The sequence below is a fragment of the Sphingobacterium sp. 2149 genome (assembly GCF_031455655.1).
In the GTDB taxonomy this organism is placed as follows: domain Bacteria; phylum Bacteroidota; class Bacteroidia; order Sphingobacteriales; family Sphingobacteriaceae; genus Sphingobacterium.
Genome location: NZ_JAVDTD010000001.1, coordinates 404,924 through 419,794, shown reverse-complemented (window position 1 = coordinate 419,794; position 14,871 = coordinate 404,924). Strand labels below are relative to the sequence as shown.

Here is a 14,871-nt window from a genome sequence, read left to right as displayed (position 1 = left end):
ATTCGTTTGTTACGATTTTGGTTAGGGAATAAGCAAGAGTTCGTTTTTCTCAATGGTATAATTGATACCGGCGAAGCGTAAAATCTTCAACACTTCTTCAAAGGATTCTTTTTTGCTGATTTTTCCACTAAGGACTTTATTTTTATAGGCAGGCGACAGGCTATAGGTGAAATTGTACCAACGCGCCAGATCCGCTAAAATCTCAGGCAACGGTGTCTGGTCAAATTCAAAGTACCCGTCTTTCCAGTTGGCTATATCGGGCTGGCTGTTTTCCGCCAGCCGCTGGAAGGCTCCATTCAGCACATTCAGCTGGATCCGCTGTCCGGGCAGCAGAATCTCGTCCAGGCCAGCATTGCTGACCCGTATTTTCCCTTCGTCAAGCTGGGTCGTTAAAAGCGCGTTGTCCTTTGGATACAACTTCACGTTGAAAGCTGTCCCCAGTGCTTCGATACGGGTGTTCCCCACGTGCACAATAAAAGGTTTCGCTTTATTTTTGGCCACCTTAAAATAAGCCTCACCTTCCAGAAATACCGAACGTTTATGTTCATTATACCCCGGTTCAATTTTGAGCTTGCTGTCGGCATTTAACCACACCAGCGTCCCATCCGGAAGTTCCATTTTAAATTCCTGTCCCCTTTTGGTTTGAAGCGCCACGTTGCTATCCTTATGCCGATCGAGCCACTCGGGGCTAAACGGCTTTTCCTTACTCAGGCTCATCACCTCATTTCCGATCAACAGATCGGCCTGAAATTGACCAATACTAAAGGGCAATGGCTTCGGAGCTTGCTGCCGCGGGGAAAAGAAGTATATCGCCGCACCGGCCATCAAAAAAAACACCATACTGGCTGCAACCTTTAAATAGGCTTTTTTATGGCGTTTAGCCCGCCATTCGGGACCAAAAATATGCTGTTGGAAAAACTGGTCTTCGGCAGCCAGATCCAGTTCAGGAATGTCTTTTGCATTATTTTGCCGGCTGAGCTGATTGTACCAACTTTCGACAAGTGCATTTTCTTCAGTGCTGCACATACCCTGTTGGTACTTCTCCAGTAATTGTTTCGTTAATCGTTGTTTCATAGGTACTATCCTGTATACTATTTAGAAGACAGGATAGCGGCAACTTAGTGGTAGAAAAAAATAAAAATTGTGCGTATTTTTTTTCTCAGAACCGTCAAAGCATTGTAAATCTGCTTTTTAACCGTCTGTTCAGAAATATCAAGTTCTGCTGCGATCTCGCGATAACTCCGTTGTTCAAAACGGCTTTTCCTGAAGATCAGAGCCATTTTACGCGGCAGCCTTTCAATCGCTTTGTCGATCTGCTCCGCTAATTCTTTCTCCCGCAACAGTTCGTCGGGCATCACTTCAAATGTTGGGACAGCATGTTGCAGGTAGTTATCATATTTACGTCCCACATCTTGGTTTGCAATGCGGTTGATCACCAGATTACGGGCAGAGCGATAAAGATAAGCGTGATACGAGTGTACGATTTCCAGACGCTCCATGCGATCCCAGAGATTGGTAAAAATTTCCTGTACAATATCACGGGCCTCGTCCTGGTCATCCAACATGCGGAAAACATGCACGTACAGCTTGCCCCAATTTTCTTCATAAAGTTGGGTAAACAATTGTCTGACATGCGTTACGTTCATTCTCGATGGTTTAGCTATAGTTGATAAGTCAAAATTAGGCTTTATTTTTAGCAAAGTCAATTGATGATGGATTTCTTACAAAACCAGTAGAATAATGCAACTGCAAGCATTTTATCTTTTTTGCGCACATTTGAGCATTGAAAAAAGTAATTTTATATAAAACACAATACTACTTTTTTATTGTTGTCAAGACTCTCTGGAGCAATTCGCTCAGCTTATCTAAATCCTCCTCCGTCAAGCTTTTAGCCGCGTCTTTGGCCACCGTTTCCCTGAAATTCTCCGAATTGTCGATAATAAACTTGCCTTGATCCGTTACGCTCAAATTGAATATACGGCGGTCGGCCGAGGATTGCTGCTGCTCAACGAGATTATTGGCAATCAAAAATTTGAGCTGTTTGGAAACTGCGGGCGGACTTATGTTAAAGGCCTGCGCAATCTGTTTGACGATACAATGATCGTGGCGGTAAATATATTCGATCATATTATAGTGGGTCGCTGTTACGCCATTGATGTCGCCCCTATTCATATTGGCCAAGATGAAGCATTGTAAATCGGTAAATACTTCATAAAATTTGCGTTCGGTTTTGTTCATATTACCCAAAATAGTTAACTTAGTTAATAATTACCAAAGTTAATGATTATGGAACATATTCACATCATACATGCCCGACAAAATAATCTCAAGAATATTTCGGTTCAGATCGAAAAGAAAAAGATCACGGTTTTTACAGGAGTTTCCGGTTCGGGCAAATCGTCTTTGGTCTTTGAAACGATAGGTGCTGAAGCGCAAAGGCAGTTCAGCGAAACACAGGGCAGTTTTATCCGAAACCGGCTGCAGCATATCGGCGTTCCTGATGTCGACAAAATCGACAACCTAAATGTCCCCATTATTATTAATCAAAAAAGATTGGGCGGCAATGCACGGTCGACCGTAGGCACTGCTACTGATATAAATGCTTCCCTCCGCTTGCTTTTCTCGCGCATGGGTACACCCTTTGTCGGCTATTCAAATGTCTTTTCATTCAATAATCCCTTGGGGATGTGCAAGGCCTGTGAAGGGCTGGGCATTATGCAGACCATTGATGTAGATCGCCTTATCGACAAGCAAAAATCGCTGAACGAAGGAGCTATCCGATTTCCGACCTTTCAACCAGGTGGCTGGCGCCTGACACGCTACACCCAGTCAGGCTATTTTGACAGCGATAAAAAACTGAAAGACTATACACCGCAGGAATGGGATCTTCTTTTGCACGCTGCCGAACACAAGCCCGAACATCCTGATCCGGAATGGGGAAAAACGGTCCAATATGAGGGTATTATCCCTCGCATTGAAAAAGCATTCCTCAAAAAGCAGTCTAAGGAAATCATGAGCCGAAAAGAGGCTTTAAACACCATTATCGTTAACAAAACTTGTCCAGTATGCAAGGGAAAACGGTTGAATGATACGATTCTGTCGTGTAAAATAGCGGGCAAAAGCATTGCCGACTGTACGTCCCTTTCGATCGATGAGCTGCTGGAATTTGTTGCTTCTTTACCATCCAACACTTTTGATGTTATTCTTACCGAACTGAAAAAGAAACTGCAACATATCGTTGACATCGGCTTGCAGTATTTGACTTTGGACAGAAGAACAGACACGCTGTCGGGCGGGGAAAGTCAGCGCATAAAAATGGTGCGAAACCTAGGGAGCGGGCTGACAGATTTACTCTATATTTTTGACGAGCCGAGCATCGGACTTCATCCAATGGATTTACAGAACATAGCTGCAATTATTAAACAGATACGGGATAAAGGCAATACTGTTTTGCTCGTTGAGCACGACCCCGATTTGATCCGCATAGCCGACCGGGTCATCGATATGGGACCAGCGTCGGGAAAAAACGGCGGCGAGATTGTCTATAACGGTACGGTTGCGGGGCTAAAAACATCCACAGGAAAAACAGGCGAGTACTTTGCCAAAACACCCCAACTGAATACTAAACCACGATCGGCACAGGGATATCTGGAAATCAGGCATGCCAATCTGCATAATCTGAAAGACATCCAGGTCAAGATTCCCGAAAAGTTGATGACCGTGGTAACCGGCGTGGCGGGCTCGGGCAAGAGCACCCTGATCAACAAAGTGCTGCCCAAATTTTATCCCGAAGCAACCATTATCGACCAGTCGTTATTTTCAATGGGCTCACGCTCCAATTTGTTGACCTACCTGGGCTTATCGGATGCGATACGAACCCTGTTTTCAAAAGCCAATCAGGTATCCGATCAGCTTTTTAGCCGAAATAGCGTCGGCGCCTGTGAAAACTGCAAAGGTATCGGCATCGAAAAAATTGACCTGGCCTTTATGGATGATATTGAACAGACCTGCGAGATCTGCGGCGGCTCGGGCTTTAAGCCTGCGGTCTTAAAGTATCTTTACAATAACAAAAATATTGTTACGGTGATGGATATGACCGTAGAGGAAGCCTATGATTTTTTCCCGGATAAACTCTATCGCCAGTCGTTTGACCTGTTACTCCAACTCGGGCTGGGTTATCTGACCTTAGGACAACGTTCAGACAGCTTTTCGGGAGGTGAAAGACAGCGGCTCAAACTGACCAAAGAACTGAAGCACTCCAACAAAATTATCGTGCTTGATGAACCCAGCACAGGCTTGCATCCAAACGATACCGAAAAGCTGTTAAACTTTATCAATAATCTGGTGGACAACCACAATACGCTGATCGTTATCGAGCATAACCTCGATGTCATTGCGCAGGCCGATTGGATTATCGATATTGGGCCTGGAGCAGGTAAGTATGGCGGTACTGTAGTATTTACAGGTACCGTTGCGGATTTGCTCAAAGATAAAGTCTCATTAACGGGATCTTGTTTACGAAAACATGTCCATTCTGCAGCCGCAATCGGCAAAAAAAGTAACCCTCAAATTGAAACTTAGGATAAGCGCTTTAACAACGCTGATTCTTGGGTTTTGGATTGTTGAAATACACTATAAATTCAAACTGGATTCCCTTGATGTTCTAAATACGTTGTATACGTATAAGTCCCCTATCGGTAAAATAGGCAAACGAATGGATCACCACATTCCTTCCTAAGTAAGTGTCATCGAACGGACGCTGGCTTTTTTGACAGTTTAAAAATTTAGGAATTATGCTTGCAATGAATTACCGGGGGCCCTATCGCGTACGTGCCGATAAAAATGCCCCCATGCCAGAGATCCTCCATCCGCAGGATGCCATCGTGCGGGTATTGCGCTCCTGTATCTGCGGATCTGACTTGCATCTTTACCATGGTTTAGTACCAGACACCCGGGTGGGTTCTACCTTTGGACACGAATTTATAGGTGAAGTGGTCGAGGTAGGCGCTGGAATAGAAAATTTAAAAGTTGGCGACCGGGTGATGGTGCCTTTTAATATTGCCTGTGGTAAATGTGCCTTCTGTCGGCAGGAGCTGTATGGTAACTGCCATGAATCCAATCCTGAAGCGACTGCGGTAGGCGGTATCTTTGGCTATTCCCATACTGCGGGTGGTTATGCAGGTGGGCAAGCCGAATATGTTCGGGTGCCCTACGCAGATGTTGGTCCGGTCGTCATTCCCGACTGGATGGATCCCGACGATGCGGTTTTGCTGACCGATGTTGTACCGACAGGTTATCAGGCGGCCGAAATGGCGGGAATTCAACCCGGAGATACGGTGGTGGTCTTTGGTGCCGGTCCAATTGGTATTATGGCTGCCAAGTGCTCCTGGCTGTTCGGGGCTGCCCGCGTGATTATAATCGACCATGTCGACTATCGGCTCGAATTTGCCGAACGCTACGCCCAGTGTGAGGCAGTCAATTTCCGCTCCATAGGCGATCCCGTCGTTTTTATCAAAACGGTCACCGATTCACTCGGCGCTGATGTATGCATCGATGCGGTGGGCTGTGAGGCGGCAGGTAACACCATGAATAGTCTTCTGGGAAGATACCTGATGCTACAGGGCGGATCGACCACGGCATTACATTGGGCGATTAATAGCGTAAAAAAAGGGGGTATTGTGTCTATTGTAGGCGTCTATGGTCCTACAAATAGTTTGGTTCCTATTGGCAATGTGTTAAATAAAGGAATCACCATACGGGCCAACCAAGCTTCGGTGAAGCGGCTGCTACCCAAACTGATCCAACATGTAAAGGATGGCGTTATCAATCCCAAAGAGCTGATTACACATCGCGTTCCACTCGAAGAAGTCGGTGATGCATATCACCTCTTCTCTTCCAAATTGGATCATTGTATCAAAACTGTGTTAATTCCACCATCGGCTTCGATTTAAGATATTTTACTATGATAACAGATCAAACTACACCCGAAGATTTTATCAACGATAGACAATCGGAATATGGGCATATCAAGGGCTGGGGAATCGATTTTGACCCCAAAAACGACCCCACCTATCCCATCAAAAAACGAAACAACCAAGAACATCAGGGCTATTCGTGGCAGCGCCCCCCATTGCAGGAAGAAACGGTTGAGATACTGCATTCTGTTGAACGCCCCAACCTAACAGCAGTTTATGGAACGGGCAATCCACCCAAAGGACTGAGTGGCGCCATTCGACGGATTGCCTTTAAATATAGCGAATCCAGCTACGGCCGCTGGCTCCCGCTGGTACTGGCAGACCGTGTCGATATGCTGGAAGGTGTTGTTGAAGACATCGCGAAAGGCCATCTTCCCAATATCGCCAAAGAACTTGGACTAGGTGCCGAATGGAAGTATAATAAAAAAGCTTTCATAGGGAAAACTGTTGTCGCTGGGCTATTGATTGGATTAGTAGCTTTTCAGCTTTGTTCGAAAAGGGAAAATAAAAGATAAACTAATTATACCAAATCCATTCTGTTGCTATTGATAAGCAACAGAATGGATCTTGGGTATCTCGAGGTCGTCTCCCCAATGACCCCGCCTAGAAAGTTGAATTTTCGCAAAAAATTCACACTTATTTTATTAAAAAGTTATATTTGTGTTATTAATTGATGAAGTTTGGCAAAAAAGCTGGGCCGGATTTCTGTTATTCACCTTAGAAAAACGTACTACACACAACATGCAGGACAACGATTACGCCATACTATCCGATGGGATCTTGGTTGATCTGATTCGCCAGGATGACGAGAAAGCTTTCTCTGTCATTTACCAGCGCTATAGTATGCCTTTGTACGTCCATGCAAACCGATTTATTCGCGATCGCGAGGAGGCAAAAGATATCCTTCAAAAAGTATTTGTCAAGATCTGGTCGATACGTAACAGGCTGCCGACAGATATCAAGCTTTCCGCTTATCTCTATCAAATCGTTAAAAATGAATTGATCAACCATATTTCGCACAGCAAAGTGGTGGATAAATACTTAGAAAGTATGTCTTCTTATGCATCCACCTACGTAGCAGATACCGATCATGTGATACGCGAGAAACAATTGCAGGACATCATTGAGCGAGAGATCCAAAATCTTCCGGAAAAAATGCGTGAAATATTTCAGTTAAGCCGTAAGCAGTACCTTAGCCACCGGGAAATTGCCGAAAAGCTAGGCATCAGCGAAAAAACAGTAAAGAATCAACTATCCAATGCGCTCCATTTGTTGCGCCAAAAGTTGCCCTTGCTTCTGTTTATGCTTGCTTTTTTTCCGGACCAATCTCAGTAGTCCTATTTCTTTTAAAAAAAAATCATTTTGATCTGGGACCTGTTGCCGAGTTAACTGTTATACTCCAAAACAACAACACCATCATACGTGAGAGAACCGTTAAAAGTAGATCGTGATCTACTCAAAAGATATGCATCAGATCAATGTTCGGATAGCGAAAAAGCCTTTGTGGATGATTGGTATATCAGCCATGCAAAACAGCTTCCTGATTTTGATCTAACAGCCCAAGAATTGCAGGCGGATCTTTCCGATATCTGGAACGGCATCGACACCGACATCCATCTACAGCATCCATCCAGATCCAATTGGAAGAAATGGTTTGCAGCAGCGGCATCTATTGCTGTCATTGCCTGTTCTTCCTATTATTTCCTTAGACAGAATTCCACCTCCTCATCCCAGGGTAATAGCAGTGAAATACGTAAGACAGAAGTTGTAACAAGTTCAGACGTTAATGAAAAGGTTCTCCCCATTCCGCCAGCAAGCAGTGGCGCTTCCTTGATTTTGTCGAACGGTGAACAAATCGACCTGAATAAAATCAATGGTTCTTATAATCGAAAAGACCACGAAATTCTCATCGACTGGAGCGATAACGAACAACTTGTTTACCAGAACGATGATTCCAAAAATAACAGCCAAGCCATACTAAGCAATACACTTGTGGTACCAAAGGGCAATACTTACAAAATTCGGCTTGGGGATGGTACGCAAGTCAGACTCAACGCGGATAGTAAATTAACTTTTCCGATACGGTTTACAGGTGCCAAACGCGAAGTGACCCTAGAGGGCGAAGCGTACTTCGAAGTGAGCAAACGGCAAATTAGTGCGGGCGATAAAATGATCAAGCAGGAATTTATTGTCCACGCCGGACAAAATGCCATTCAGGTTTTAGGCACAAAGTTCAATGTCAAAGCTTATCGCGAAGACAAACAGCAAAGTTTTACCCTGGAAGAAGGAGCTATTGCCTTAAACAACCCTACCAATCCAGCCCCTATCCTATTAAAACCCGGTCAAAAAATCATACAGACAGGCAACGAATTTACACTGCTAGAAGTCGACCTCACGAAAGATCTTTCTTGGAAAAACGGCGATTTTTACTTTGATTCGGCTACGTTACAAGAGATCATGGCCCAGATATCAAGATGGTACAATATCGACGTAGCGTACCTTGGCCCGATCAACAACCAACGGTATATCAGCAGTATATCGCGCAAGAAAACTTTACAGGAAGTACTTGAAATATTAGAAACTACCACCGGTATAAAATTTGAAATCCGCACGGTAGACAAAGAAAGGAGGTTGATGGTAATACCCTAACGAAAGAAAAACCACGATTTCAAAATAAATCTAGAGGCGTTGCACCGCCCCTAGAACTGATTTTTGAATTCACGCCTAGCATTATTACGAAATTATGAACTGCATGACATGTCTCCTTGTCAAGAGGGACATCCATGTCCAAAAATCAACAAACAAATGTATCAATATTTTTTTGCTAATGAAAAGTATCAGGTAAATCAACCGACCCACAGACCGCCTATCTTTTCCAACTTTATAATCAAATTGCTTATGCGATTTCAATTATTTTGCATTTTGTTTTTGGTTTTGTTTTTACAAACAGCCACGGCCCTGCATGGCCAAAACAAAATCAACCTAAATGTCAAACGTGCCAGCCTTGAGCAGATCCTGCAACAGGTACGTACACAGACTGGGTACGATTATGTGATCCGTCCCGAACACAACAAATCGTTCTCAGCACTCACAATCAACTTAAGTGACCTTGAACTTACCGAGGTGCTTGCGCTCTGCTTTCAAGGGCAGTCGCTGGGCTTTATCGTTCGCAACAATACCATTATTGTCACCGATCAGCAGCAGCAACGCACCATTAATGGAATCGTTACCGATACGCAACAAAGGCCACTTGCCGGAGCAACTGTACGGATCAAGGGCACCCCTAACCAAACGCGAACAAATGGAAAGGGAATATTTGTATTATCCAATGTTGCCAGCGATGCCATACTCGAAATTAGCTACTTGGGTTATGAAGTACGGCAGATAGACCTCAGCGGTACTCCTGCGAGCAACCTGGGACCGTTATTTGTCCTCAAACAACAGATTGCTGCGCTCGATGAAGTATCTGTTATGGCAAATACAGGGTATCAAAAGCTCGACCCCAGCAAAGCCACAGGCTCTCTGGTGGTTATAGATGACAAAAAAATACAGGAAAGTCCGGCTTTGAGCCTGATCGAACGATTGGAAGGGCAAATTCCTGGCGTTCAATTTGACACGCGCACCAATAGCATCCTCGTACGCTCGCCAAATACCTTTTCCAGTACGTCCAGTACACCGCTGATCGTTATCGACGGATTTCCGGCGATGGAACAACAATTGAGCAGCAATCCGACAGGATCAGGCAGCCGCCTTTCGGCCACCAGTACAAGTGCCGGTATACTCAACAATTTCAATCCCGACGATATCGCCAGCATCACCGTACTGAAAGATGCCGCCGCAGCCTCTATCTGGGGATCAAGAGCTGCTAATGGTGTAATTGTGATCGAAACAAAGGCGGGGAAAATGGGAAAAAATAGCATAAACTTCTCTTCCACACTCGGAACCTCTGCTCCACCAAACCTGCATAATTTACGGAACATGAATGCTGCTGAATATATCGACTTTGAAAAAGAGCTCTTTGATCATAATTTTTATTACGATCCTGCCTCTGGCTGGCGTGCACCAAATCGCTCCGACGCCATCATGACGATGTTCCGCGCCAAACGCGGCGAAATCAGTACCGACGAAGAAAGTAGCATCCTTGGTCAGCTGGTACAAATGGACAACCGTCAGCAGATCCGCGATCAGCTGTTACAGGCCGCGCAAAGCCAACAATATAACCTATCGTTTAACGGTGCTGTGCAGGGAGCGCGCTATTATGCGTCGGCCGTGTATTCAAAGGACAGACCGATCTACCGGGAGAACAATGCCAATAACATGTCCTTGACTTTCAATATCGAAAACAATTATTTTAACAACAAGCTAAAAGTATCCTTAGGACTCAACCATATCATTCAGAAAAGCAAGGTGAACAACGCTGCAATTCTTGCCATCAGCCCGGGTACTTTTGGACTCACTCCCTACAATATGTTATTGGACGACAATGGAAAGAGCATCAGCCGCTATTTTGCTTTCACTCCACAGGTTGCCCAACAGCGTTTTGAAAGCCAAGGGTACTTACCATGGTCTTATAACCACCTGGATGAACTGAACCTCAGCAGCGACAGATACGACAATAACTTGACGCGCTTCACCGGTCAATTGACTTACCATCCCTTGAGCTGGCTGAATGCATCGTTATCAGGATCCTATCAAAAAGGCCTCCGTAATATGGAAAGCCTCCGCGATGGCGACAGCTATGAAATGCGCAACCTGATCAATAACGGTACCACACTCAGCAGCACGGGCAAACTGACCTATGGGGTTCCTTTGGGCGGCAAATACCTCACTTCTAACAGCAAAACAGACGATTACTCCCTACGCTTCCAATTGGATGGAACCAAAAAATTTAACGATATCCACCAGATAGACCTATTTGCCGGTAGCGAGATCCGCCAGAGCCAGATGATGGGCTATCTACAAACACGTTATGGTTTTGATAAAGATACCTATCAGTCTACTGTCATCAATCCGACGGTGCCTTACAAGGATATCTACGGCGCCAATAAAACATTAAATATACAGGATGCCCCCATCAATATCGACCGCATACGCTACCTGAGCTACTACGCCAACGCAGGATATACACTGCTTGAGAAGTACTTTTTAACCAGTAGCCTACGTTTTGACGATGCAACGATTATTGGTATCGACCGTTCGAAACGCGCTAAACCTTTTTGGTCTACCGGCCTGCGCTGGGACCTACACCGGGAAAACTTTATGCGTGCGCTGCCCTGGATAAATGCACTAAGCTGGCGTGGAAGCATTGGTACAGGAGGATCTGTACCGCGTGACGGTACCTCATACACCTTGTATTCAGCTTCCATCACCGATTTTTATACCCAGCTTCCAACAGGATCTATCAGCATTCCCGCCAATCAGCTGCTGGGCTGGGAAACCACACGGACGTTTAATACCGGACTGGATTTCAGTGCCCTAAAAAGCCGTTTGACGGTTAACCTTGATTATTACATAAAAAGATCTTACGGTATTGTTGCTTCCGTACCATACAATGCAACCTATGGATGGTCAAGCCTGGCTTTCAACACCGCCAATATGAAAAGTCAGGGTATTGACCTGAGCATTCAGGGGAAGATCGTTCAGGGGCCAAACTGGAGGTGGAACAGTGCTTTCAACCTGGCTTATAGCAGCAACGAAGTGACCGACGACCGCTTTCCAAACACGTTGAAAACCCCAGGTGAGACCTCCACACCAATTGAAGGCTACCCTATTGATCAAATCTTTGCTTACCATTGGGCGGGGCTCGACAACAAAGGCCGCTCCCAAATTCGTGACGGCCAAGGCAAGGTCTTCGATTCAGAAGCCTCTACCGATGATTTTAAACCGACTGACCTACGGTATATGGGACGCATGAATGCACCTTACTTTGGTGGCTGGACAAACACCCTTTCGTACAAGAACTTTAGTTTTACAGCGCGCATGACAATGAAATTTGGTCACAAGGTGCGATGGAAAGAAGTTAATTCCACTCAATATCCAAACAATACAGCAGGTTTTGATGGCTATCTGGCCAACAGCAAGGCTTTGGTAGACCGCTGGCGTAAGCCCGGAGATGAGGCCCATACCGATATACCTGGCGTCATCAATACCAACCTCAATAGCATACAACGGTTTGAATACGCCGACATCAATGTCGTCGATGCCAGTAACATCCGCCTGCAGATGCTCGCCCTAAACTATAGCTTTCCGGCAAGCCTGCTAGGCAACAACAAGGCCATCAAATCGTTGAGCATAGGCGCTACGGCGACCAATCTCGGCCTTTTGTGGAAGAAGACAGACCGCGATATCGATCCAGATTATATGTTTGATGGTAGCTATGCCAGTATGCCGCCCGTCACGAGCTATGTATTTCGCATCAATATGGGATTTTAAGAATTATGAACATGAAACACAAGATTATCACCTTCGGCCTTGCCGCCATATTTGTTTCCAGCCTGGCATCCTGCCGTAAATTCGTGGAGATAGACCTGGTCGGCAAACGTGAACTTAAATACACACAGGACTATCAAAACCTACTGAATAACAGCACATCGGTAGAGCGATCGTATTACTGGCCGGTCCTGGCCAGCGACGATAGCTATGGATCGGACGAGGCTTATCTGAATACGCTTTCTCTGACCGACGGCAATGCCTATAGCTGGAAAAGCGACATTGTTGGCGACAACAATGAAGATCCGGACTGGGCAGACCAGTACAAACAAATTTATCTGTTCAATCAAGTTGCAACAGAGATTATGGACAGTCAGGGCGGAACAGACGCCCAAAAGAGAAATATTTTGGGCCAGGCTAAGGTACATCGCGCGCTCAATTATTTTAACCTGGTCAACAGCTACGCGAAGCAGTACGATGCCTCAACAGCCCATACTGATCTTGGCATTCCGCTATTGACAAGTCCCGATCTATATGCCAAGCTAGACCGTAAACCCGTGGAAACAGTGTATAGGCAGATTATTGACGATCTCACTTCGGCCATTCCTGACCTTCCCGAGCAGGCGAACTTTAATATGCTCGCCTCGCGCTCGGCCGCGGAAGCCATCCTGGCACGCGTTTATCTACAGATGCGCGACTATGGCAAAGCACTGCACTATGCAGAGCTTGTACTGGCCAAGCCAGCGTATAAACTGATCGATCTCAAACAGTACAAAGCTACACCAAATAGCTATCCGAATATCCTAAATGATACGGAAGAGATTTTTATAAAAAGCTTGCGTAATTCATTCCCCACCCTGTCCTTAAATCCCGAGTTACTGGCGCTGTTTGAACCTGGCGACCTTCGTGCTACCCTCTTTACGGTCGACGGTAGCGTATTTACCTGGAGCTCTTTCAAGGGCAAAGCGTACAATAAACACCGCATTATCTCGGCCAACGGCAAAGTGACCAATGGCCCAACGCTTCCGGAGCTGATGCTTATCAAAGCAGAGGCGCTGGCCCGCGACAATGACCGTTTTGCAGAAGCGGTAGCTGTATTAAACACCCTCCGAAGCAAGCGCTTTGAAGAGCGCGCATACAAGCCACTCCAGGCGATGGATCAACAGGCTATCCTCAAGATCGTCATCAACGAGCGGCGAAAAGAACTGATGGGAAAGGGTCTACGCTGGTTTGATCAGAAGCGCCTTGCCGCCGAACCCGGGTTTATCAATACACAGACCCGTACGTACAAAGGTGAGTCATTTACCCTGGCTCCCAACAGCAATCGGTATGTCCTGCCTATTGCATCCAAATACATTGTTTTAAATCCTGAAATCATTCAGAATCCGAGGTAACAACAACATCATATATGATCCCCACTGCTAGCGGACGTACAACGTATTTCCGCAGGCAACAGACACAGTGTGCATGGCAACATAAACACCGTGTCCGGGGATTACTCATACCAAAATCAACGATAACATGAGCACAGCAAACGACACTCCCATTGTTCAGGTGGTAGATCTTTCCCATCGATACAACGTCCAATGGGCTATCCGTGACATTAATTTTGAAGTTCAAAAAAATGGCATCTATGGCCTATTAGGAGCCAATGGAGCGGGAAAATCTACGACCATGAATATCATGTGCGGAGTAGTAAATCAGTCGCACGGTGAAGTTTTTATCCGCGGCATCAGCATGGCACAGCATCCGGTAGAAGCAAAGAAACATATTGGTTTTCTACCACAACAGCCACCGTTGCTTCCCGAGTTGACCGTAGAGGAATATCTCATCCACACGGCAAATTTACGTCTAATGGCACCCGAAAAAATCCCAGCTGCCATCGAACGTGTGCTGTCTAAATGCAGCATTGCCCATTTTCGCCATCGGCTGCTCAAAAACCTGTCTGGCGGCTACCAGCAGCGGGTAGGAATAGCCCAGGCGATCATTCATGAGCCTGATTTTGTGGTGCTGGATGAACCGACCAATGGTCTTGACCCCAACCAGATCCTCGACATCCGGCACCTCATCCGAGAGATCGCAACAGAACGCACCGTTGTGCTATCCACACATATCCTGCAAGAGGTACAGGCGTTGTGCGATCATATCTGGATGATCCACGAGGGCCGCATGATATTCTCCGGTTCACTTGAAGAATTTGACAACCAAGTTGCCCCCAATAGTGTTGTTGTCAGCCTAATATCTCCGCCATCCATGGAGGAATTTCAGCAGCTCCCGGGTTTTGTTGACATGGAGCCTTTAGGCAACATTAAGTTTCGCATACGCTCCACCAACACCCAGGAACTCGTCGAAGCCTTGGTAGAAAAAAGCGTCCAGGAAAAATGGAATCTGATCGAGATCTATTCCGAAAAAAGTTCGCTCGAGACCGTATTTGCCGAAATGACTCGAAAAAGAAGAAAAGTATAAT

The 14,871-nt window shown here is 45.7% G+C and carries 11 protein-coding genes; 8 read left to right on the top strand and 3 right to left on the bottom strand.

Features of this window, described 5'->3' with window-relative positions; genetic code table 11:
* Positions 1–21 precede the first annotated feature (21 nt).
* The 3 genes from J2X77_RS01710 to J2X77_RS01700 all read right to left on the bottom strand — a co-directional run bounded on the left by J2X77_RS01710 (position 22) and on the right by J2X77_RS01700 (position 2,238).
* Positions 22–1,074 carry a FecR domain-containing protein gene (locus J2X77_RS01710; protein WP_209579735.1) on the bottom strand — a complete coding sequence of 351 codons (1,053 nt, stop codon included), beginning with the start codon at positions 1,072–1,074 and terminating at the stop codon, positions 22–24.
* 44 nt (positions 1,075–1,118) lie between these two features.
* Positions 1,119–1,646 carry an RNA polymerase sigma-70 factor gene (locus tag J2X77_RS01705; RefSeq protein WP_209579733.1) on the bottom strand — a complete coding sequence of 176 codons (528 nt, stop codon included), beginning with the start codon at positions 1,644–1,646 and terminating at the stop codon, positions 1,119–1,121.
* 169 nt (positions 1,647–1,815) lie between these two features.
* Positions 1,816–2,238 (bottom strand): MarR family transcriptional regulator, encoded by a 423-nt coding sequence (locus J2X77_RS01700; RefSeq protein ID WP_209579731.1) that lies wholly within the window; start codon positions 2,236–2,238, stop codon positions 1,816–1,818.
* A 48-nt stretch (positions 2,239–2,286) separates the two neighbouring features.
* Here J2X77_RS01700 and J2X77_RS01695 point away from each other — a divergent pair, with 48 nt between their 5' ends.
* The 8 genes from J2X77_RS01695 (at position 2,287) to J2X77_RS01660 (ending at position 14,870) form a co-directional block, all read left to right on the top strand.
* Positions 2,287–4,581 (top strand): excinuclease ABC subunit UvrA, encoded by a 2,295-nt coding sequence (locus J2X77_RS01695; protein WP_310078689.1) that lies wholly within the window; start codon positions 2,287–2,289, stop codon positions 4,579–4,581.
* 212 nt (positions 4,582–4,793) lie between these two features.
* The gene (locus J2X77_RS01690) at positions 4,794–5,951 is read left to right on the top strand and encodes a zinc-dependent alcohol dehydrogenase (RefSeq protein ID WP_310078687.1); all 1,158 of its coding nucleotides are present in this window, start codon (positions 4,794–4,796) and stop codon (positions 5,949–5,951) included.
* An 11-nt stretch (positions 5,952–5,962) separates the two neighbouring features.
* On the top strand, positions 5,963–6,490 hold the full coding sequence (locus J2X77_RS01685) for a hypothetical protein (protein WP_310078684.1): 528 nt from the start codon (positions 5,963–5,965) through the stop codon (positions 6,488–6,490).
* Between the two features lie 145 nt (positions 6,491–6,635).
* On the top strand, positions 6,636–7,310 hold the full coding sequence (locus J2X77_RS01680; RefSeq protein WP_293888682.1) for an RNA polymerase sigma-70 factor: 675 nt from the start codon (positions 6,636–6,638) through the stop codon (positions 7,308–7,310).
* A gap of 87 nt (positions 7,311–7,397) precedes the next feature.
* Entirely contained in the window at positions 7,398–8,624 is a 1,227-nt protein-coding gene (locus J2X77_RS01675) for a FecR domain-containing protein (RefSeq protein ID WP_310078682.1), read from the top strand.
* Between the two features lie 249 nt (positions 8,625–8,873).
* The gene (locus tag J2X77_RS01670) at positions 8,874–12,407 is read left to right on the top strand and encodes a SusC/RagA family TonB-linked outer membrane protein (RefSeq protein ID WP_310078681.1); all 3,534 of its coding nucleotides are present in this window, start codon (positions 8,874–8,876) and stop codon (positions 12,405–12,407) included.
* 11 nt (positions 12,408–12,418) lie between these two features.
* Positions 12,419–13,798 (top strand): RagB/SusD family nutrient uptake outer membrane protein, encoded by a 1,380-nt coding sequence (locus J2X77_RS01665; protein ID WP_310078679.1) that lies wholly within the window; start codon positions 12,419–12,421, stop codon positions 13,796–13,798.
* Between the two features lie 127 nt (positions 13,799–13,925).
* The gene (locus J2X77_RS01660) at positions 13,926–14,870 is read left to right on the top strand and encodes an ABC transporter ATP-binding protein (RefSeq protein ID WP_209579718.1); all 945 of its coding nucleotides are present in this window, start codon (positions 13,926–13,928) and stop codon (positions 14,868–14,870) included.
* The last annotated feature ends 1 nt before the right edge of the window (position 14,871 follow it).